The sequence below is a fragment of the Mycobacteroides franklinii genome, from assembly GCF_001853795.1.
Lineage (GTDB): Bacteria > Actinomycetota > Actinomycetes > Mycobacteriales > Mycobacteriaceae > Mycobacterium > Mycobacterium franklinii.
Genome location: NZ_MLIK01000019.1, coordinates 735,058 through 755,177 on the forward strand (window position 1 = coordinate 735,058; position 20,120 = coordinate 755,177).

Annotated in this window: 19 protein-coding genes; 9 read left to right on the forward strand and 10 right to left on the reverse strand. The window is 62.1% G+C overall.

Annotated elements, in window-relative coordinates:
• Positions 1-12 precede the first annotated feature (12 nt).
• Positions 13-1,005: an aldo/keto reductase gene (locus BKG76_RS11405; protein ID WP_070937740.1), complete on the reverse strand. Its 993-nt coding sequence runs from the start codon at positions 1,003-1,005 to the stop codon at positions 13-15.
• A gap of 126 nt (positions 1,006-1,131) precedes the next feature.
• Between BKG76_RS11405 and BKG76_RS11410 the strand changes: the two genes are divergently transcribed.
• The gene (locus BKG76_RS11410; RefSeq protein WP_070937741.1) at positions 1,132-1,590 is read left to right on the forward strand and encodes a MarR family winged helix-turn-helix transcriptional regulator; all 459 of its coding nucleotides are present in this window, start codon (positions 1,132-1,134) and stop codon (positions 1,588-1,590) included.
• 67 nt (positions 1,591-1,657) lie between these two features.
• Here the strand turns inward: BKG76_RS11410 and BKG76_RS11415 are convergent, their stop codons facing one another.
• From BKG76_RS11415 to BKG76_RS11425, 3 genes are all read right to left on the reverse strand, one after another.
• Positions 1,658-2,731 carry an alpha/beta fold hydrolase gene (locus BKG76_RS11415; protein WP_070937742.1) on the reverse strand — a complete coding sequence of 358 codons (1,074 nt, stop codon included), beginning with the start codon at positions 2,729-2,731 and terminating at the stop codon, positions 1,658-1,660.
• Positions 2,732-2,847: 116 nt separating this feature from the next.
• On the reverse strand, positions 2,848-3,582 hold the full coding sequence (locus tag BKG76_RS11420) for an SDR family NAD(P)-dependent oxidoreductase (RefSeq protein ID WP_070937743.1): 735 nt from the start codon (positions 3,580-3,582) through the stop codon (positions 2,848-2,850).
• 31 nt (positions 3,583-3,613) lie between these two features.
• The gene (locus tag BKG76_RS11425; RefSeq protein WP_070937744.1) at positions 3,614-4,984 is read right to left on the reverse strand and encodes an amidohydrolase family protein; all 1,371 of its coding nucleotides are present in this window, start codon (positions 4,982-4,984) and stop codon (positions 3,614-3,616) included.
• A gap of 108 nt (positions 4,985-5,092) precedes the next feature.
• Here BKG76_RS11425 and BKG76_RS11430 point away from each other — a divergent pair, with 108 nt between their 5' ends.
• On the forward strand, positions 5,093-5,713 hold the full coding sequence (locus BKG76_RS11430; protein ID WP_070937745.1) for a TetR/AcrR family transcriptional regulator: 621 nt from the start codon (positions 5,093-5,095) through the stop codon (positions 5,711-5,713).
• A gap of 92 nt (positions 5,714-5,805) precedes the next feature.
• Positions 5,806-7,779 (forward strand): acetoacetate--CoA ligase, encoded by a 1,974-nt coding sequence (locus BKG76_RS11435; RefSeq protein WP_070937746.1) that lies wholly within the window; start codon positions 5,806-5,808, stop codon positions 7,777-7,779.
• A 468-nt stretch (positions 7,780-8,247) separates the two neighbouring features.
• On the opposite strand, the gene BKG76_RS11440 is transcribed toward BKG76_RS11435, so the two are convergent.
• Positions 8,248-8,967: a TetR/AcrR family transcriptional regulator gene (locus BKG76_RS11440; protein ID WP_236737563.1), complete on the reverse strand. Its 720-nt coding sequence runs from the start codon at positions 8,965-8,967 to the stop codon at positions 8,248-8,250.
• Between BKG76_RS11440 and BKG76_RS11445 the strand changes: the two genes are divergently transcribed.
• The 3 genes from BKG76_RS11445 (at position 8,966) to BKG76_RS11455 (ending at position 11,696) form a co-directional block, all read left to right on the forward strand.
• The gene (locus BKG76_RS11445; protein ID WP_070939143.1) at positions 8,966-9,535 is read left to right on the forward strand and encodes a carboxymuconolactone decarboxylase family protein; all 570 of its coding nucleotides are present in this window, start codon (positions 8,966-8,968) and stop codon (positions 9,533-9,535) included. The genes BKG76_RS11440 and BKG76_RS11445 overlap by 2 nt on opposite strands.
• Positions 9,535-10,509 (forward strand): MBL fold metallo-hydrolase, encoded by a 975-nt coding sequence (locus BKG76_RS11450; protein ID WP_070937747.1) that lies wholly within the window; start codon positions 9,535-9,537, stop codon positions 10,507-10,509. The genes BKG76_RS11445 and BKG76_RS11450 overlap by 1 nt, the downstream gene beginning before the upstream one ends.
• 113 nt (positions 10,510-10,622) lie before the next feature.
• The gene (locus BKG76_RS11455; RefSeq protein WP_083338015.1) at positions 10,623-11,696 is read left to right on the forward strand and encodes an FUSC family protein; all 1,074 of its coding nucleotides are present in this window, start codon (positions 10,623-10,625) and stop codon (positions 11,694-11,696) included.
• Between the two features lie 10 nt (positions 11,697-11,706).
• Here BKG76_RS11455 and BKG76_RS11460 read toward each other — a convergent pair whose 3' ends face one another.
• The 5 genes from BKG76_RS11460 to BKG76_RS11480 form a co-directional block, all read right to left on the reverse strand.
• Positions 11,707-12,885 (reverse strand): DUF7373 family lipoprotein, encoded by a 1,179-nt coding sequence (locus BKG76_RS11460; protein WP_236737564.1) that lies wholly within the window; start codon positions 12,883-12,885, stop codon positions 11,707-11,709.
• Between the two features lie 109 nt (positions 12,886-12,994).
• A complete protein-coding gene (locus BKG76_RS11465; RefSeq protein ID WP_131815813.1) occupies positions 12,995-13,456 on the reverse strand; it encodes a hypothetical protein in 462 nt (153 codons plus the stop codon).
• 142 nt (positions 13,457-13,598) lie between these two features.
• On the reverse strand, positions 13,599-14,780 hold the full coding sequence (locus BKG76_RS11470) for an MAB_1171c family putative transporter (protein ID WP_070937749.1): 1,182 nt from the start codon (positions 14,778-14,780) through the stop codon (positions 13,599-13,601).
• A complete protein-coding gene (locus BKG76_RS11475; protein ID WP_070937750.1) occupies positions 14,777-15,229 on the reverse strand; it encodes a regulator in 453 nt (150 codons plus the stop codon). The genes BKG76_RS11470 and BKG76_RS11475 overlap by 4 nt, the downstream gene beginning before the upstream one ends.
• A 34-nt stretch (positions 15,230-15,263) precedes the next feature.
• Complete coding sequence (locus BKG76_RS11480) at positions 15,264-15,692, reverse strand: helix-turn-helix domain-containing protein (protein ID WP_109420831.1); 429 nt, start codon at positions 15,690-15,692, stop codon at positions 15,264-15,266.
• 225 nt (positions 15,693-15,917) lie between these two features.
• Here BKG76_RS11480 and BKG76_RS11485 point away from each other — a divergent pair, with 225 nt between their 5' ends.
• From BKG76_RS11485 to BKG76_RS25300, 3 genes are all read left to right on the forward strand, one after another.
• A complete protein-coding gene (locus tag BKG76_RS11485; protein ID WP_070937752.1) occupies positions 15,918-16,667 on the forward strand; it encodes an MspA family porin in 750 nt (249 codons plus the stop codon).
• The gene (locus tag BKG76_RS11490) at positions 16,667-17,932 is read left to right on the forward strand and encodes a hypothetical protein (protein WP_070939146.1); all 1,266 of its coding nucleotides are present in this window, start codon (positions 16,667-16,669) and stop codon (positions 17,930-17,932) included. The genes BKG76_RS11485 and BKG76_RS11490 overlap by 1 nt, the downstream gene beginning before the upstream one ends.
• A 286-nt stretch (positions 17,933-18,218) precedes the next feature.
• A complete protein-coding gene (locus BKG76_RS25300) occupies positions 18,219-19,763 on the forward strand; it encodes a hypothetical protein (protein ID WP_236737565.1) in 1,545 nt (514 codons plus the stop codon).
• Positions 19,764-20,120: the final 357 nt, after the last annotated feature.

Here is a 20,120-nt window from a genome sequence, read left to right on the forward strand (position 1 = left end):
GCCTCGTGGGGTTTATTGATAGTAGGTGGGTCGCCGGATGGCGTAATGCTGTTCTAATACTTTGATTTCGTCGACGGTGAGTGACAGATCGACTGCCGCGGCGGCATCCACAAGGTGATCGGTCTTCGTCGCCCCGACGATAGGGGCATCCACGACAGGATTCTTCAGCACCCAGGCCATCGCTACTTGCGCCATCGAGACATTACGGTCCCGGGCAATGCGCTCGACTGCGTCCACAACCTTCTTGTCTTCGTCCAATACCGTTGGGTTGCCGTACATGTCACGGCGGCGCTGTTCGGCTTCCGCCCCGCGCGCGGTATTGCGATCGTCTCCCCATGGGCGCGTGAGGAATCCGCCACCCAGCGGGCTCCATGGAATGGAACCGACCTGTTGGTCGGCCAGCAGCGGGAACATCTCGCGTTCCTCTTCTCGCTGCAAGAGGTGGTATTGGCTCTGCATGGAGATGAACGGTGTCCATCCGTGCTGTTGCGCGGTGTGTTGCATCTTGGCGAATTGCCATGCCCACATTGATGATGCGCCGAGATAGCGGGCCTTGCCTGCCTTGACGACATCGTGAAGCGCCTCCATCGTCTCCCCGACCGGTGTGTGCGGGTCGAAACGGTGGATTTGATAGAGGTCGATGTAGTCGGTGCCGAGGCGACGCAGGGAGGCGTCAACTTGCTCGAAGATGGCCCGGCGCGACAAACCCTGTCCGCCAGGGCCATCGCCCATGTGGCCCCAGACTTTGGTGGCGAGCACGAGCGCGTCGCGGCGAGTGTAGGTATCGATCGCGGCGCCGGTGATCTCTTCGCTGGTACCCGCGCTGTACACATTGGCGGTATCCCAGAACGTGATACCCAGATCGACCGCCGCTCGGAAGATCGCTGCGGCCTGGTCCTCGTCTAGCGCCCAATCACGGCCGGCGCCGGGCCGGCCGAAACTCATGCACCCCAGTGCGATGCTACTGACGTGTAGCCCGGAATTGCCGAGCCGCGTGTATTCCATACCGAACCGATCCTCCGCTCGTGCGCGACGGGTGCATCAGTGCGACCGCGGTTCTAACCACGATACAAAGATACGTGCACGTAATATACGTGCACAAATTGACCTTGCGCAAACTATAGTCGCGAGATGGCGAAGGCAACGAAGCCCCAACGGGGGAAACTGTCCGACAGCGCCGTGCATCAGCTGCGTCGCGCGAGCCAGGCACTGTCGGCGATTTGGCAACTGCAGCTGCCCGAGCTGACACCACCGCAATTCGCCGTCTTGTTCACTCTTGCCGAACACGAAGAGCTGTCGCAGACCGAGCTCGGCGCGCTCATCTCACTCGATGCCTCGACCCTGACGCCGCTGCTGGACCGGCTGGAGGGCCGCGATCTCATCAGCAAGACCATCGACCCGACCAACCGGCGCAGACGGCGGATCTCCATCACCGCGACCGGACAACAGCAGCTCACCCGGGCGTACGCCCAGGTCACTAAGACCCACGAGTGGATCAGCGAGGTACTCGGTGAGGTCAAGGCGCGAGAACTGGTCGACACACTGCGCACCCTCGGCGATGCCTCCCGGGGTTACACGCTTCCGACGTAGGCAATCGTGATCGCCCCGCCGAAACAACTGGACATGGCCGGGCTTGGGGCACATGCCGCCGGACAAGCTACTTGCTGGTTAGCGTGACGGCCTCAAGGGTGCGGCCGAGCCAGGCGAGGATGGTGGGGAACACCTCGGGGAGTTTGGAGACCGCGCAGTGTCCGGTATCGGCAACGAGATCGACCACGGTATCGCGGCGGCCCTGAAACACCAGGGTGTCCGCCTGTGGGACGTGGACGTCATCGGCGCCGTTCACCACCAACATCGGGGCGTTGTGATCCTGATCGAGCAGCGGACGCAACGAGAACTCCGTCAGGCGTGAGGTCAGCTCGTCGAAACTGGGCGGTGTGTCGAATCCCAGTGCGTTGCCGACGATTCCATCCATACCGAACGCGGCCTGGCCCCGCTCGCTGCGGAAGGCCGCTTCCACCGGGCCGCCCAGTACTACGGCAGCGTCTACCGCGCCTGCTAGACCCGACCACGCCGAGAAATGTCCGCCCATCGAGATGCCGATATGCCCTACAACACCGTTGCCGAGAGGTCGGGCGTATTCGACTAGACCGCGGACGATTTCCGCGCCGCCCGAACTGGACATCGGCACCTCGGACTCACCGGTTCCCGCGATATCGAATGCCACCACCCGGGCGTGCAACTGGGTTGCGAGCAGCACCAGCAGTCCGTGCACGTCCATCTTCCAGCTGTCGACGCCGCCGCTGGCGATAATCACCGGCCGATCGGCAGGCAGGTCGAACGGGGCATACACATGTACCGGAACCTTTGTGGTGTTACCGCGGTAGGGCAGCTCCAACACGTGACGTTCGAACTGCACCCCGAAGCCTGGGGCCGCAAGTTCGTACTGTTCAAGCTGATTGGCCAGCGCGACACGCTTGGCCTCATCGGCCAGGGTGGGAAACTTGGCCCACCCATAGGCCAGCGCGGCGGCCTGATGCGCGCCCGCGTCGGCGTAGGCCGCGGCCTGTTTCGACCATTCGTGGACCCAGCCGCCGGCAGAATCCGGCCACATGTCGGTGATTGCGGCACGTACGACGTCGACATCGGCCGCGGGCAGCCCAGTGTTGATCATCTGCGCATACCGCTCACCGAACAGTGCGTGTACGTCCACTGGCCATTGATAAGACATGACGACTCCCTAACCTTCATTCACTAAAGCATTACCGCTGCTTTAGTGACCGTACCTCGCACCGGCGGTTAACGCAATACCACTGCTTTAAATATCGCGTACAGGTGCTGTTCACATCAGGAGCCGCCTCCGGCAACGGGATACACGCCGCCGGTGGCGTACGGAACCTCGTCGCTCAGCAGAAATGCGACCATTGCCGCGACTTCCTCGGGTCGGCCGAGGCGCCCGATCGGCAGCGCGGATGACATGGCGTTGCGGCCAGCCTCATCGAGCTGCTGCATCATCGGGGTGTCGATGGGGCCGGGCATGACTGCGTTGACACGTGTTCCTGTCCAAGCGGTTTCGATCGCGGCGCTGCGGGTCAGGCTGATTACTGCTGCCTTGGTCGAGCCGTACGCGCCCAGCATCGGGGTGGGTCTCTCGACGGTCAGCGACGTGGTGTTGACGATGTTCACCGGCACGCCGGCAGTGCGAGAGATACGCAGCATCTCCCGTAAGTTCAGGAAAACGCCCACGTAGTTGACGGCGATCAGACGCTGGAAGGCGACGAGGTCCTGGTCGACGAGCAGGCTGTAGGGGCCGATGCCCGCGTTGTTGTACAGCGCATCGACGTGGCCGAAGTGCCGTACGACCTCGCCGAAGTAACGTTGAACGTCGGCCTCGGAGGACACGTCGCCACCCAAACCGATTGTTCCACAGCCGATCATGTCCGCAGCCTCCGCTGCTTTCTCGCCGTCGACATCGACGATCGCGACGCGGGCACCTTCGGAGGCGAGCCGCGATGCGGTTGCCCGTCCAATGCCATGTGCACCCCCGGTGACCAGGGCGACCCTTTTGTCGAGGCCCTTCATGTGCTGTCCCTTCCCGGTGTCTGTGGTACGGCTAGCCGATGAGTTTCGGCTCGATGTCGTCGTAACCGCTTGCGGCATAAAGGCTGTCGCGCGCGCTAATGAGATCGGCACGGATACCGTCGGTATCGATCTGGACGAGTCGGCCATCGCGTTTGACGAACTTGCCATCGACCATGACGGCGTCCACGTTGCCGCGGTTGGCGGCGCTGACCACGGTGCCCAGCAGATTCCCCAGCGGCCAAAGATTGGAGTCCGAAGCGCGCAGCAGGATGAGGTCGGCACGCTTTCCCGGAGTGAGAGAACCCACGTCGCCTTCGAGCCAGCAGTTCTTGGCAGCGACCGATGTGACCGCCGCCAACGCCTCACGTGCGGAGATACGGTCGCCGTGCGTCATCACTACACCTCCGCCGGCATGCTGGACATGCCCGTAGTCATTGCGTTCGAGGAACAGCCCGACGCGTGCTTCCTCGAACAGGTCGCCGCTGGCGGTTGCCAGCGCGTCTGCCCCGAAGCACGGAGACAGGCCGTTTTTGCGCATGCGACCCGATGGTGATGCGCCGAGGTTGACTGCCGCATCGACGGCGGGGCAGGAAATTGCCCGACCGCCATGATCGGCGAGCAGGCGGAACTCCTCGTCGGTTGTGTTGCAACAGTGCACGAAGCTCATATCGGAACCGAGTAGACCCGCGTCGGCGAGCCGTTTGATCGACTCCTTCGGCGGCCCCAGCTCGACACCGTTGTGAAAGCTCATGGGGACTCCCATCGCGCGGGCGGCGGCGATGTCGGCGCGGGTGATTTCCAGAGTCGTGAAGTCGAGCCCCTGTAGTGCGAGCGCGAACGTGAGCCGCCTGTCGGCGGAGGAGAAGTGCCGGCGTTGTACCTGTGCTGCGTGGTCCCAAGACGCCGAGCCGAACTCGCCGGCGAACTCGTCGAGTTTTTGCCGCATGGACGCGCCGTAGGCGAAGACCGCGCGCATCGGCATGTCGAGATGGGCTTGGATGGCGGCCTCGGCAAGCTCCGGCGAGTTGATGACGTGACACCAGTCGAACACGGTGGTCACTCCAGACTCCAGCGCATTCGCGATGCCCGCACGGGTGAAGGCGTACAACACATCTGGAGTGAATGCTGGGCCGAGTTTGCTCCACGCGGCGATCGCGTCGCCGGCGGCCTCGTCCATGCCGGTACCGCGGACGCCGGAGTACCACAGATGGCGGTGGGCGTCGATCAGACCTGGCAGCACGATCGCATCGGATGCATCGACGACATCGCAGTCGCCGGCACTCACCGAACCCCCGACGTGGGTGATTACGCCGTCTTCGACGAGTACGTCGCCACGGCGGAAGTCACCGACGGTGGGGTCCATGCTCAAAATGGCGCCGTTCGTGAACAGTGTCTTGGTCATATCGCGTGGCCCTCTCACTCTTCGCCTTTAATGCATGGTTTTTGCATTAGTGGTGAACTTAGGCCGCCTGGTCCGGTAACGCAATAGTGGTGCATTAATATGTCCGGTATGAGCAGCGGCGGAACCCAGGCGCAGGTCAAGCGCCGTACCGGCGGCCGTTCTGCGCGAGTTCGCTCCGCCGTGTTGGAGGCGACGCTGAAAACCATCGCCGTACGCGGTCCCGCCGGACTGACGATCAATGAGATCGCGCGAGGTGCTGGTGTGCATGCCTCGTCGATTTTGCGTCGATGGGGTTCGGCGGAGAACTTGATACTCGACGCGCTGCTGGACTACAGCCAGTCGGAACTTCCGGCCTCCGACACCGGCGCGGTGCGCAGCGACCTGATAGCACTTGCGCGGCGAATTCGGGCCCAGCTCGCGAAACCGCTTGGTACGGCGCTGGTGCGAGCGATGGCTGTGGCCGACGACGACCCGGCCTTGGCCGATAGTCGCGCCCAGTACTGGCAGTCCAGAATCGAAGCAGCCAGCGTGATTTTCGACCGCGCCATTGCACGCGGCGAACTGCCCGCGGGCATCGATGCCCGTCTCGCACTCGAACTGCTTGTTGCTCCACTGCATACGCGGGTGCTGCTTACCCGACAACCCATCGACGACGACACCATCGAGCAGATGGTCGAGGTACTCCTGCGTGGCATGTCCGGACCGGGAGGAAGCTCCCCTCGCGGCTAACGCAGCGCCATTGCGTTAAAAGCTAAGGCGGCGCTACAGTCCATCTCACGCATACCCCTTGCGTTGGACGGACCGTAGGTCAAGGAGTCGTTATGTCGGTGGTGTTGTGGGAACCGCACGATGTCGCAGATACACAAATTGTTCGTTACATCGAATGGCTTTGTCGGCGTGGATATATCAGCGAAACGTTCGGCGATTATCGGAGTTTGTGGGAATGGTCCACCGGCGACGCAGATCGATTTTGGGCTTCGATCTGGCAGTTTTTCGACATTCAAGCAGACGGTGTAGCGACTCCGGTGCTCGCGGATCGCACCATGCCTGGGGCGCGTTGGTTCCCGGATGTCCGGCTCAACTACGCCGAACACGCTCTGCGCAATGGGCGGCCTCCCGGTGCGCCCGCCGTGGTCGCACACAATGAATCAGAGTGTGATCCAAAGACACTCACCTACGACCAGCTGCGTGAACAAGTTGCCCGCGCTCGTGCGGGGTTTCGCAGACTTGGGGTACGGCCCGGCGACCGGGTGGCGGCCTACCTGCCAAACATTCCCGAGGCTGTGGTCGCGTTCCTTGCCGCGGCAAGCCTCGGCGCGGTGTGGTCCTGTTGCCCGCCCGAATTCGGGACGCGGGCCGTCATAGAGCGATTGGGTCAGATCGAACCGACAGTGCTCCTGGTCGTCGACGGGTACACCTTCGGTGGCAAGACCGTAGATTTGCGCGCCGAACATGAGGAGCTCCGTAACGGGTTACCGACAGTCACCACAACGGTATTCGTGCCGACGATATTCGACGAGGCTCCATCGGACGACATGCTCCGATGGAGTGAATTGCTTGCTGAGGAAGAGCCTTTGGAGTTCGATCGTGTCCCGTTCGACCACCCGCTCTACGTGCTGTATTCGTCGGGTACCACCGGCAGACCGAAGCCGATCGTCCACGGACACGGCGGAATGCTGCTGACCCACCTCAAAGACAACGTTCTGCATCTGGACATCAAGTCGGGCGATCGCCTCCTCTGGTACACCACTACGGGCTGGATGATGTGGAACACGGTGGTCTCCGCCCTCTTGGCGGGCGCAACCATCGTGCTGTACGACGGCAATCCGGCCTATCCGGATTTAGGGGCTCTGTGGCGGCTGGCGGCGCGTGCGTCGCTCACCCATTTCGGGGTCAGTGCCTCGTTTCTCATGGGTTGTCGCGCCGCAGGTATCGAGCCTAAAGACCTTGGCGACCTTGCCGCGCTGCGGTTCATCGGGTCCACCGGCTCGCCTTTACCTCCCGACGGATACACCTGGGTGTACGACCATTTCGACACTCGAGTAATCCTCGGCTCAGTGAGCGGAGGCACCGACGTCTGTTCGCTTCTCCTCGGAGGCTCGCCACTCACCCCGGTGTGGTCCGGTGAAATGTCCTGTCGGGCACTCGGTATACCGGTTGATTCATTTGATGCGGAAGGTAATTCGGTAGTCGATACGGACGGCGAACTGGTCATCACCGGGCCGATCCCCGCGATGCCTGTGGCCCTCTATAACGACAACGATGGTTCCCGGTATCGCAATACCTGGTTCGATGTCTACCCCGGGATCTGGCGCCAAGGCGATTGGATCACCATCACCAGCCGCGGATCGGCCGTGATCAGCGGCCGATCCGATGCCACCCTCAATCGCGGTGGTGTGCGCCTGGGCACCGCGGAGTTCTATAACGTCCTCGATGCCCTGCCCGAGGTCCACGACAGCCTCGTCGTGCACCTGGACGATCCGACAACAGGGCACGGCCAACTCATCCTGTTCGTCGTACGGGCGGACGCCGAATACTCGGAAGTCGAACTGCGCAAGCTTGTTACGACGGCACTGCGTGTCAACCTCTCGCCACGTCACGTTCCCGATCGCGTCGTGATCGCGCCCGAGATTCCGTATACCCGCACCGGCAAAAAGCTCGAGGTCCCCGTGAAACGCCTTCTGCAAGGCGCAGACCCGAGCACCGTCGCGAGCCCGGACGCCCTGATGAACCCGGCAAGCCTCGCGTTCTATCGACCGGATCTGTTGCAGGAGTCCGAAGGGCCGCCTCCCTGATAGGTAGCCCTCTACGGTGGCTCCGCGCCGCGGCCAACGAGGACCGGTCGGTGATCAGAGCGGGTGTCCTCGGATTGCCTTATCAGGCCGCCATTTTCAGTAGATCGTTGGCAGTCCGGCAGGTAATCGGCATCGGCTGAGGCAGAGACAGCCTGCCAGGCGGTAACTTCTAGGATCTGGTTATGGGAGTAGCCCAGGGCCATCTATTCGCAAGACCCTGGCGATTGGTCCCGGTCTGGATCCGCTTGAGGATACCGACCGCTTTCTGCGGGCAGCCGAGCACTACGCGGATCTGGGTGTCGAAATGTTGAACATCACTGTTCGTCCCGACTACCCGGGCCCGGTCGGATACATCAAAACGGCTGGGCGACGAGGTGATCCCCAAACTATGGAAGTGGCATGACCGTGACGCGGATGCAGAACTCCTCGCCGGTGGTCGCGTCAACTGCTGACGTACGGCCCAGTGGTTCAGGTGTGGGGTCTGTGCGCTGCGGCGTTGATCGCCGGCAGGTAGACGGAATCGACCAGCTCGGCGAGCGTGCCGGAGTCAATCTTCCTGCGCGCGAAGAACAGTTCGTTGCGCACGAGGGCGAAGATACTGGTGGCTACCAGATCGGAAATGGCGGCGGTCCCTATCTCGCCTCGCTCGCGGGCGGCGTCCAGGGCACGGCGGATGGTCTGATCCGCCCTTGCGGCCACCTTCGCCTGGAATGTCAGCAGCGTCGCCTCGTCGGCTTCGGCGATAAGACTGCGGTAGGTATCGATTCCGATGTGCTGCCACGTTTCGACGATCGTTTCGACCAAGGCCATGATGTCGTCACGAAGGGATTCGGTCGGCGCCACATCGATGGTTTCGATACGGAGGGTCGGTAGCGCATCGGTGACCATCTGTGCCCGAGAACCATAGCGGCGGTAAAGGACCGGCTTCCCCGTCTTGGCCCGACGGGCTACACCTTCAAAGGTGACACCTGAGTATCCGTGATCTATCAGTTCGGCCCAGGTGGCATCGCGGATCGCCGACAGCAGCACGTCGTCTCGGCGTCGTGACGCGGGCCCGAGAGCCGGATCCGGCGATTTTTTAGGCACGTTGCGTATCTTATCGCGCAGGGCTATCCTGACGATATTAGGTACGCACCGTTTCTTATTGATTTCGATGGTGCGCAGGCGCGACCGCGAATGGAGCATCATGGCTATCTCGCTGCCGAGTGTGGCAGACCTCGATCCCCTGCAACGGGAGGTCTATGACTTGTTTCCGGCCAGCCTCTCCCGAGGGCTGGTTATGACCAAAGCCAGTGGCAAACCGTATCTGGCGCTGGGGCTTTCCTTCCGCACGGGCGCGTTGTCGCCGGAAGTCCGTGAGCTGGTGATCCTGCGGATCGGTGCGGTAACCAAGGCCCAGTACGAGATTCATCACCACGTGCCCGAAGCACGAGTGGCCGGCGTGCCGGATTCGATCATCGACGCGGTCCTGGACGGGGCCGAGGTGTTCGGGGAACGTCGTATCGACGTGCTCATCGCCTTCGTCGACGACCTGCTGACACGGATCAAGGGCGGCGGATCGGACACCGCAGAGATGCAGGAGTTCTTCTCCGACAACGAAATCGCCGAGATAACCCTGCTCGCTGGGCACTACGTGATGACGGCGATGTTCATCAACACCCTGGGCATCATCCCTGAGAGAGATGGCATCGCAGGCCCGGGCATTCTGGCCGGAGCCACCGCCAAATTGCAGGAAGAACAAGCGAAGGCCCGATGATGACAGACGAAATCCCTTTCCAGCAGGGGCTCTTCGAACTCGGTGGTGGGGCGCATGTGTTCCTCTCCGGCGACATGGGCTTCGGGCTGGCGAATGCGGGTCTGGTGGTCAGTGCCGGCGAATCACTGGTAATCGACACGCTCTACGACGTGCAGCACGCGCAGGCGATGCGTGCCGATATGGACGAGCTGACCGCCGCCGCGCCGGTGCGGTATGTGTTCAACACGCACACCGACGGCGATCACTTCTTCGGCAATCAGGTGTTTCCCACCGATACCGAGATCATCACCACAAAGGCTGCCAGTGCGCTGATGACCCAAGAGCACGCCGATCTCACAGCGGAGATCCTTGGTGCAGGCACCAAACCCGGTGCCGCGCTGCATGTGCTGGAACCCTTGACGCGGCCATTCAACTTCGACGAGGTGCGGGTACGTCCCGCCGACACCACGTTTTGTGGGGAAAAGGCGGTGCGAGTGGGCAACCTCGACGTCGAACTCCACGAGCTGGGTCCGGCCCACACCGTGGGGGACGCAATCGCCTACCTACCGGAGCTGGGCGTGCTATATGCGGGAGATCTGTTGGCGCGCAATGTCATTGCCGTTACCTGGTCGGGCTCTATCCCGAACTGGATCGCCGCTCTGGAGCGCATCCGCGCTTTTGGGGCACAGAAAGTCGTGGCCGGCCATGGTCCGGTGCTCGTCGGCGGTGAGATCAATGCGGCTATCGATCGCGGGATCGGTTTCTGGTCCACGCTGCACGCAGACGCGACGCGGCTTTATGACCAGGGTGTGCCCGTGGGCGAGGCGGTGGCGCGCATGGACATCGACAACTACCCGGAAGCGGCCGTGACACTGCCGATCATCGTCACTGCGATTTACCACGAACGTGACCCCAACACCCCGTACCTCGATCTGATTCAGTCGGTGGAAGCCATGGCATCGCAACTTGCCGCACACGCACCCGAGCAGGCGTAACAGCGCGATCGAACGTTCGGAATCGGCGGGCGGAGCTGCTCGACTAGGCGGCACAGTTGATCAGGGACGTACTGTACGGCTGACGGCGTCGGACCTGGAGGAGTCATCGGACTGTGATCGCACGGATCGGTTCGGCAACGAGCTCGGCGGTACGGCGCCTGCGCGGTCTTGCGTGGGCGATCGTGCAAGCCTCGATCGCGGCCGGACTGGCTTGGTTCATCGCCCACGATCTGATGGGACACCCGCAGCCGTTCTTCGCCCCCGTGGCCGCTGCGGTCTGTTTGAGCGCGAGCACCGTGCTGCGCGCCCAGCGGGCCCTGCAGATGATTTTCGGGGTCAGCTTGGGAATCGGAATCGGCGTTGCGGTGCAGGCGCTCCTGGGTACCAGTGCATTCGCAGTGGTGGGGGCCGTGTTCGTCTCGCTGTGTTTGGCGGTCGTTCTGGCCCAGGGCTTCATCGCCCAGGGCCTGATGTTCTTCAACCAGACCGCGGTCTCTGCAATCCTGATCATCACGCTGCCGCACGGGGGCACCGGCGCTGAACGGCTGTTCGATGCTTTGGTCGGCGGCGGTATCGCGATCGTGGTCAGCGTGTTGTTGTTTCCCGCCAACCCAGTGGCTCTGTTGCGCACAGCCATTGGATCAACGCTTGCGGCCATGGCAGACACGCTCACTCGATTGGCACGCATGGTCGAGGACCGGGGACGTGAATCCGGCGATGCCGGTTGGATCGGTGCCGAAGCCGAGCGCCTCAACCAGGATCTGGCCGGCATCGCACAGGCGCGCGCCACGGCCGGTCAGGTGATACGCGTAGCGCCCCGCAGGAGGGCACTTCGACCCGTGGTCGAGATCCTGGAACGAGAGGCCACACAGATTGCGCTGCTCACCAGCACCGTGCTCAACCTCGCCCGCACTGCCGAGGCCGCACTGCGGGCCGGCGAGGACTTACCGGATGAATTGCCCGCAGCTGTGCGCGATCTGGCCAGCGGTCTGTCTTCTCTGGTATCCGGGGACACCGCCACGGCGGCTGCTGCGGCGGCCCGGGCCGTCGGCCGGATGGACGATCCTGCGATCGCCACTGCGAGCAGGGCATCGCTCGTCGCCCTGCTCATCATCGACTGCGGCCGCGACCTGGAGGCCATCGTTGCCTTCAGTATCAGCTCATCGACAGCGCGTCGTGAGGAGTGACGGCCGGCAGTTACTTGCTTTGCAAGACCTGGTATTGCGCCGCGGCAAGCTGCTGCGCGTCGAGGAGGTCGCGTTGTCCCGCCTCAATGACGTAGCGGTCCACCGTCGCGTAACAGGTGTTGCTGTTTTCGTCCGCCACGCATTGGCTGTCCGGCAGATTCGGAATGGCATCGGTGGGTGTGGAACCCGTCTGCCCCGGTCGGCCCTTGGCTGCCAGCGTGATCAATCCGGCCACCATGCGACGCGCAGCGGTGGCGTCCTTGGTTTGGAAAACCGTTGCCGCACCGCCAGACATCAGCTCCACCCCAGCGTCCTCTTCGATCGCGGCCAGGGCGATCGGATCGAGCGTGAAGTTCAGTGAGCCGCGTCGGTCGTAGGCATACCCGGAATTGATGCTCTTCTGTTCCTTCTGCTGGATGGTGCGTGCCACCAATCCCGACGGATCGCGCGGCAGGTTCACCAACTCCGCGACGTCGGTGGGTGTGAACTCGTCGATGGCGGGAAGCTGCTTGTCCAGCGCTGCGCCCACCAGCTGCGCAGCGGTATCGGTCGACGACGCTTCGCCCCACTCGTGCAAGACAAACGGACCCCGCGGGGTGAAGGCCGCCACCACGTGCTTGCCCTTGTCGCTGACTCCCGCAGCCGCGTGCGAGTCCGGATGGCCCGATATGGAAATCGGTGAGACGGGCCCCGGCCCGAATCGCTCCGCTGCCGCGAGTAACGGAGCGACAGCCGCCGCAGCATCGGCGTCGGGAAATCTCATGACGAAATTCTTCAGCCGTCTGTCATGCGGTATCGCAGAGTCGTTGGTGGACCGGGCATTTGCGAATCCCGTGACGTAACCGTGGTCGATTGCGATGCGCACCGCCTCTTGGCTGAAGACATCGCGTAGTGCTTCGGACTTCATCACGGCGTTGGGCATGTCCTTGCGGTTCAAATCGGGGTCCACCTCCCAGGGTCCGATCACCGCGCTCGACATCCGTTGCGCCTCAATGCGCCGCCCGACCACATCGGACCCAGCATTGCCCAACGCGGGTCCGGGCGTCACCGGGTATGTTCCGGTGTCGAGCGAACCAGAGGGAGCCGAGTCCGTGGATTCGGCCGCCGGTGTGCGCACCGGCGCATCTGAACAAGCTTGTGCCGGAAGAGATACCGTCACCAACACGGCGGCAAGCCAGACAACCTTCACCGTGTCCCCCCAAAGTGGATGGCCGAGCGCCGAGAGGCACCCACCTGCGATAAGGCTAGCAAACAGAATCCGCGAGCACATCTCGCCGAGGCATACACTGGCCGGGCCATTACAAGTCGACAGCCGGGGCGAGCCGGCTGGGTTCGACAGCCTCGAACAATTGCCGAATGGGCGCGAATGCTGCGGTGATCGCGTCTGCGGTCGTATCGGCGGTGTTGTTGACCGCATGCACATGCACAGTTGGATAGACCGTGTGTGTCCCGAGATAGCTAAGCGAATAGTGGACGTCGATCGGGTACCCCTGCTTGGCCTGCGCCGGTGACGAGGGCGCGGTCTGCACGATTGCGAGCACGGCGTCAACGAATCGGTCCCAAACCTCCGCACGCATAGGGCGCGTGATGATGGACTCTGACGGCCAACGATTATCGGTGACGCACATTTCGGCACTGGTTTTGCGGACCGTGATGGTGGTTGTGGTGTGCTGATCCACGACCCCGAATCCGATCAGGTCGTGTACATACAGAACGTACGGATCCAGGCCCCGTACTGGCTGATCAGGCACATTGGCCACCGCGCACATCCTTTCGCGACCATCAGAGCGGCCAGTTGGCGGACCATCAATGGGGCCTCTGGGACGACCGTAAGCCCCGATAGTTACACCAGTCAACAGTTATACGCTGCGAGCTTACTGGCAAACTAGATAGTCTGCTAACTTACGAATACGATCGAACCTGACTCTGTTTTTGTGCAATGTGCGTGACCGTCGGCCACCAGGCTGCGATGTCGATGAGTTGGGCGAGCTCGTCTTCGCGGGTGGCGGTGGCGGGTAGGGGTGTGGCGCCCGTCGGTGTGGAGTCGGCGGTGGAGGGGTGTGCGATGGCCTTGGCGATCTGCAGCGCCTGCAGGCCACTCTGGGCGAAATCGGCCGGTTCACGAGCCTGGGCCAATCGTTGTCGGTCGGTGCCGGTGAGTTCGGTGATGTGAGGAGCCAGCTGCAGGAGAGCATCCCGGATTTCGATGATGACGCGGTGCAATTGAAAGTCGGTGACCGGTTGGAACCGCTGTGGGGGTGCGTTGAGGATGGTGTCGGGGTAGGTAGTGGTGAGGTCGGTCCACAGCGGTTGGAGTTTCCGCCATGTGCGGCCGTTGGTGTCTCGATGCAGGAGGGCTTGCGCGGCCACGAAGCATGGGCCGAGGGCAAGAGGTAGCGCCACAAGGAGAGCGACGAAGGCGGCATGCGAGTAGATGGTTTGGCGCAGTTCGAGGGTGTTGGCTAGGTGTAGACGTTCGAGCAGGGCGAGAGTGAATATGCCCAGGCCGGGTAGGCAGATGGCGCCGACAAGAGCGACCAGTTCACCGGCGATGATGCGTTGGGCAGCGGTCTTGTGGGTTTGGCGAAGTTTGGGGACCAGGAGCCGGAAGATTATGGCTGCGGCAGTGATAGAGAGCGCCGACCAGGCAAGGGCGGCAAGAACTTCGGAGTTGTCACCGGCCAAGGCGATGGGCTGGTGGCGAATACGTGGGCCGGTGGCGATGACGCCCATCACCCCAATGGTGACAAAGGTTGCGATCCGGTAATAGCGGTAGCCGCGTGCGAGGACTGCAGGGTCGGTGTCATCGATCATCGCGATGAATCCGATCAGTTCGGGGCTGATCAAAAAGAGGAGGGCGAACGGGATCTGGGACAGGCTGGTCGCGGGGCACGGTATGGCCGCTGCGAGCAGGTGTTGCACACTCGGTTCGGTGGCTACCTGAGTGGCGGCGACGAAGATCAGCACTCTGTTCCGGTGGTGGGCGGCGAAGCCGGCGCCCAGCCAACGCAGTCGAAATGCCAGTACTAGGACAAAACAGGCCAAGACTGGCCACGAGATAAAGCCCGGTACCGCGTTGGTCATTCGTGACCCAGCAGGATATCCGCGAGGCTTCGTTCTCGTGGCGAGTGGCTGAGGATGAGGCTTGCGAACATTTCCGCGTCGTGTTCGGCGTCGGTGTCGTAGGCGCTGCGACCGAGTGCGGCTTTGACGGCAGCCGGTTCCAGGTGGGGTGTGAGCGCTGAAACCATGTGTGATGTATCAGTTCTCGCGCTTTTGTCGTGACCGAGCAGCATGTGGCCGAGTTCGTGCAGGATGATCTGGTCGGCGTGCAGCCGAGAGGTTCCGTCCTGATAGAGCACCACGTCGTCGTGTTCGCGGACCAGCCAGAGACCACACGCGCTGCCCGTCAGTAGCGCACCGTCCACGGGCAGGAGCGTGATCCGGCGACCCCGCAGTTGTTCGACCGTCCGGACGAAAGCTGCCCGATTCCAGGGATGAGGTACCGGAAGCTCGCCGATGAGCCGACGCATGTCGGCTGCGGGTGATCCATTGTGTTGCGGGCGTTTACGTCGCAGTTTCATCGGGGGGTCCGATCGGGGGCAGGTTTTCGAGTTCACGCAGGCGATCGACAATGCCGGCGAGATTCCCGATCGACTCGGGTGTCAGCCCGGATAGCCTGGCGGCGATATCGCGGACACCGTTGTCGCGCATGGCTTTAACAAGGCGAAGCTCGGATTCGATTGCGGCATCGGCGCCGGTGTCGATGAGGTAGGAGGCAGGCACACCGAAGTACTCGGCGATGGCCTGAACGTTCTGCACAGTCGGGTTGGTGCGCTTGCCGGTGCGCAACAGGCACAGGTACGGCGCACTCATCTGGACCCCAGTCTTCTCGAAGATTCCGTCGGCGACCGTCGCGTCTGATGGTGGTTCACCGGCGGGACTCATCACCTCGTACAACTTGGTGAGTTTAGCGGCCAGGCTCTCGCGTCGCATGTCCTCAGCAACCTGTAGCCCGTCATCCTTGCCAGCCATTTTCCCCATCCGTTCGTCGACTTTCCCGCCTGCGGGACAACGTACCGCAATCCTTGACCAGTAACCGCACTACAGACATAGTTTTTCCAGTAAGTGTTGCTAGAGCAATCATTGACTGATATACATCTGCGTGTGCCACCGCAAACCGTGGCATCCAGCGAGGCGGCTGTGTCAAGACGGGGAGATATGCGGTTGACTAGTTCATTAGCGCGCAAGCACGTGAAGCGTGGTACTGCCGTCGCAACGTCTGCGTCAGTTGCGGCCGTGATCTTGATCGGTGCGCCCTATGCGGTTGCCGACCCCCAGGTGATGCCGGATCAGCAGCAGCAGTTCGTCACCGATGACGGGTGGACTGTCGGGTTGACGATGACCAATGAGGTGATCGATCACATCGACAACATCGCCGGTGCGAGCAACTCGTGGCAAGCCCGGGTGTCGTATCGTGCCGAGGCCACGATCTCGGGTGCGGGTTCAGCGGTCATTCAGGACGCACAGCTGGAGACCGGATACTTCGTGGGCTGCCGCACCGACTCCTCCTCGGGGGTGGAACTCGGCGGCGACCTCGGATTGACGTTGAACCAGTCGGTGTTCGGCCAGGGCTACGGCGGAGCGTATGGCGGCGGGCAAGGCGGCTCGCAAGGCGGTGGCGGTCAGGGTGGCGGTTTCGGTGGTGCGTCGGCCGGTGGCTCGCTCGGCGCCCAGGAACACATCGGCGGTTACATGCGTGTGCTGCTCAAGCCCGGTGGTTTGGCGCAGTTGCCGATGGACCGGATCAACTTCCGGAACATGCATGCGGTCTCGCAGGTGCGTAACCAGAACGTCGAGGCCGATGGCTGCGGTGGCCAGGTCAAGATCCAGTCGTTCGCGACCTTCCGGATCCGCACCGAGAACGGCAATGACACCCAGACTGTCTACGGCGAGCCGAAAGATCTGTGATGACAATGATTTTCAGAATTGCGCTGATGTTACTTGCTGTTGGGCTGGTTGTCATACCTGCCGAGGGGTCGGTCATGACAACCAGCCGGGCCTATGCCGACCCCGCGGCACCGACGCCGCCACCGCTGCCCGCGCCGCGGGAGATGCCGCAGGATGCGCCGCGCATCAACAACATCGGTGGAGCCAAAGTCTCATCGTCGGCGCCGCAAGGTGAGGGCAACGGCATGGGCCAACCTTTGGCGGCCGCTCGCGAGCTGTCCAACTTCACGGTGCCGATGTTCGCCAAGGACGGCATCTTCTTCCCAACCACGTGGGCCGGCAAGAACATCGCGATCCATCTGCCGGGTGAGATGACGCTGCAGGCCGCGGCGTGGTCTGGTGACGGCGGCGCCACCTACACCTCCAATGATGTGGATTACCAGGTGGTCCCATTCTCCGGTGGGGGTGGCGACATCATCATCCGCCGCAAAACGATCTTCTCGCCCTCGGATATGCAGGTCGGGGTGCGCATCCCTGAGGGCACGCACCTGCGTCAGGGCACCAATGTCGTTTTGGTGGAAACCGATCCTCACCCGGGTCGCCCTGCAACGGTCGTCGGCACGTTCTCCATTCCGGTAGCCCGCGACGCGCACAGCGCTCCGGTCACGGTTTCCCCGGGTATCGGGCCGGGTTTCCCTAACCAGACCAATATCCTGATCAACTTGGGCGAGGCCAATATCTTTGCCTTCCCTATCGAGATCACGCTGTCCTACCGAGCTTCGAATACGCCCACTTCCGGTGCTTTGACCGCGGATTGGGACGGTATGCCTGCGGGAGTCAGCCCGCCCCAAGTCATCACAGTCCCCGCCGATTACGTCACTGACGTCGACGGTAAGTACCGGCCCGCTGGGGTCGATCCGGTGTTGTATGCCGAACGGCATTCGGGCATGTGCCCGGGTGGGCCGAGCCAGTACCGGTCGCCGGACGGCCGGACCGCGGATTTCGCACCCTCGTGCATGCGCCAGCAGATGTGCCTGGACGCGGCACCCCGGGGCACCTCGGTCGATGTCTGCAACAACACCCTGTTCTCCAACATGTCCACCAACTGCACCTCGGCGTTCGGGCAGCAGGGCGATCAGTACGACACCTGCCTGCGCGCTGCCAGCGACGAGGTGGCTTGGGTCAAAGCCAACATGCTCACCGGATCGCTGTGCCAACCCATCACGCCGGCCACCAACACTCGCAGGCTGCCGTCCAACAACAACGCGTACTGCGGAACGAACTAGGGGGCGCACGATGAAGACTGCATCAAGCCAAACCCGCTGGCTTGCACAAGAGTCCACACGCAAGGTGCTTCGCCGAGCCTCCAGTACCGGTGCCGTTCTCGCTGTCTTGGCGGCCGCTATCGGCGTTCCGGTCATGAGCCCCCAGCCTGATTCAGGCGCCAACCCCGTGCTGGCCATTGCGCGCGCCGACTGCCCACCAGACTGCGGTGGCGGACCCGGAAACGGCGGAATGCCCTCGGGCCCGCCCGGAGGTGGCACCGAATTCGTCCCGCCCTCCATACCCGCCATGCCCTCCTATGACCCCGGACGCGGACAGCCGCCCCTGGACCAAAACAACGGCATCAGCATCTACAACAGCGCCGCACCCCAACCCAGCCAAGCCGCTCAACCCAGCCAGGCTCCCGTCCAAAACCAAGACGGCAGCTATAGCCGCGCCGCCAACGGTGAACAACAACCCGTCAACCACAACGCCCCCAATAACCAACAACTCAACAACAACTGGCAACGATTGAGCGATCAACTCAACAGTCAGCCCCAAGAGCAGCCGGGACAACAATCTGGACAAAACAGCGGCAAACAAGACCAAACGCTAGATCAGCAACAAGACCAAAACAGAGACTGTGATTCGATTACCCAGGCGATCGAGAGTCAACGGGGTTCGATCGTCCCGTCCCCTGACCAGCTCGAGCAAGCGAGACAAGGCGTAATGCGTCGGAATCAGAAACAGGTAGAAGAGGCTAGAAAAGACGGACGAGCAATAAGGGTCAGCTCCCTTGGCACCATTACGCTCTCGACTCCAGACAAAGCAGGTGTAGACCAGCCAGACGCGACCATTGTGCTCGAATACGCACGTGATCGCGCGCTCGAGCAGCTTTCCTCTCAGGCCATGGCGGCCGCCGGGTTGGCAGGGCAGTGCTCCAATCAACAGCTGGCCGCGGAACCGCTGAACGAGAGCAACCAGGAAGCAGCAGAGAAAGGCTATTTGCAAGACAACGACCATCATTCTGAGCCCACGCCCGATCCGTTCCACTGTGACCTTAGCCATTGGCACTCGGTACAGTTGTTTGACAGCGTTGCGCGCCAGCGGGCAGCCTTTCAAGCTTTGGTTGGGCACGAGCCAATCACCGCCAGCGATTGGCAGCTTGCGAAGGCACTCGATGTGATGAGTTCTGAGGGCGATTTAGGTGACGCAAATATTGCAGTAGGCCGGATCACTCCGCATCCCGATCTGGGTCTTGTACAGGTGGACGCCTTCATCAAGGACGCAAAGGTCTACAATCCACCATTCTCTAGCGCTAAGGGTGATAATCGAGGTTTCAAACTCGACGCGGCACCAAGTGACTCGCGTGTGGCATTCCTAATTGATTATGTCAATGGCTTTATAGTCGCGCGCCAGAATCCATCAGTAAATGCTGATACCGGCGAAGCTAAAACTGGAACACCAGACGTGGACGCCGCGCAGCTGCCCACCGGCGAGATATTCTTAAAATACGACACAGCAGATCCGTGGGCGATCATTGGGGAATCTGCTTCAAAGTATCTAGCAGACGTGCACGGGGCGATCGTATTGCAGCCGACGCTCGACATGCCACGCTTTGGAGGGGAAATTAGTTCCTACCCATGGCTGGAAATCAACCAGTGGCTTCCGGCGGACATAATCCGAAACATCAAAAATGTGGATGCTCGAGTGCCAGACCTGGGTCCTTTTGGCAATCTTACTGCTATACCGCCGCAGAGCATCGGTGATACGAATTTGCTCAGGGACTTTGACCCCAGTCGCACGCGACTTGGTTCGCCATGTAACCCACCGACTGTGGTGACACAAGGATGAAAAGAAGTCGGTAAACACACACAGAACGGAGTGGGAGCTCACTGAACCGTCCTGGAGAGTCGAGGAACTTCATTTCTTGGGAAGGTTGGAGTTGCTCGGCAGAGTTAAGGGTTCGGGCGGTACGGATAGTTGCCGAGCAGCCGGAGAGTGAGACGGAACGGGCGGCAACGGCATGGATCGCGTGGAACTCGCCTGGAATGTCCTAACAGAGTACAGCCTCGACGGTGGACGCCCTGCTGGGATCTGGCATCTTCGACAGCTAAAGTTTCTAGCTGCCATGAACCCGCCAAACCGAGTTTGCATCGGTTTACCTTGTGGGCCAAAGGAATTCACTATCGTCTGTGCCGCACTCCGCGC

Bases quoted from the DNA above. Each gene is read 5' to 3' on its own strand.
- BKG76_RS11405 (WP_070937740.1), bottom strand. From the start codon at position 1,005: ATGGAATACACGCGGCTCGGCAATTCCGGGCTACACGTCAGTAGCATC.
- BKG76_RS11410 (WP_070937741.1), top strand. From the start codon at position 1,132: ATGGCGAAGGCAACGAAGCCCCAACGGGGGAAACTGTCCGACAGCGCC.
- BKG76_RS11415 (WP_070937742.1), bottom strand. From the start codon at position 2,731: ATGTCTTATCAATGGCCAGTGGACGTACACGCACTGTTCGGTGAGCGG.
- BKG76_RS11420 (WP_070937743.1), bottom strand. From the start codon at position 3,582: ATGAAGGGCCTCGACAAAAGGGTCGCCCTGGTCACCGGGGGTGCACAT.
- BKG76_RS11425 (WP_070937744.1), bottom strand. From the start codon at position 4,984: ATGACCAAGACACTGTTCACGAACGGCGCCATTTTGAGCATGGACCCC.
- BKG76_RS11430 (WP_070937745.1), top strand. From the start codon at position 5,093: ATGAGCAGCGGCGGAACCCAGGCGCAGGTCAAGCGCCGTACCGGCGGC.
- BKG76_RS11435 (WP_070937746.1), top strand. From the start codon at position 5,806: ATGTCGGTGGTGTTGTGGGAACCGCACGATGTCGCAGATACACAAATT.
- BKG76_RS11445 (WP_070939143.1), top strand. From the start codon at position 8,966: ATGGCTATCTCGCTGCCGAGTGTGGCAGACCTCGATCCCCTGCAACGG.
- BKG76_RS11440 (WP_236737563.1), bottom strand. From the start codon at position 8,967: ATGATGCTCCATTCGCGGTCGCGCCTGCGCACCATCGAAATCAATAAG.
- BKG76_RS11450 (WP_070937747.1), top strand. From the start codon at position 9,535: ATGACAGACGAAATCCCTTTCCAGCAGGGGCTCTTCGAACTCGGTGGT.
- BKG76_RS11470 (WP_070937749.1), bottom strand. From the start codon at position 14,780: ATGACCAACGCGGTACCGGGCTTTATCTCGTGGCCAGTCTTGGCCTGT.
- BKG76_RS11475 (WP_070937750.1), bottom strand. From the start codon at position 15,229: ATGCGTCGGCTCATCGGCGAGCTTCCGGTACCTCATCCCTGGAATCGG.
- BKG76_RS11480 (WP_109420831.1), bottom strand. From the start codon at position 15,692: ATGCGACGCGAGAGCCTGGCCGCTAAACTCACCAAGTTGTACGAGGTG.
- BKG76_RS11485 (WP_070937752.1), top strand. From the start codon at position 15,918: ATGCGGTTGACTAGTTCATTAGCGCGCAAGCACGTGAAGCGTGGTACT.
- BKG76_RS11490 (WP_070939146.1), top strand. From the start codon at position 16,667: ATGACAATGATTTTCAGAATTGCGCTGATGTTACTTGCTGTTGGGCTG.
- BKG76_RS25300 (WP_236737565.1), top strand. From the start codon at position 18,219: ATGCCCTCCTATGACCCCGGACGCGGACAGCCGCCCCTGGACCAAAAC.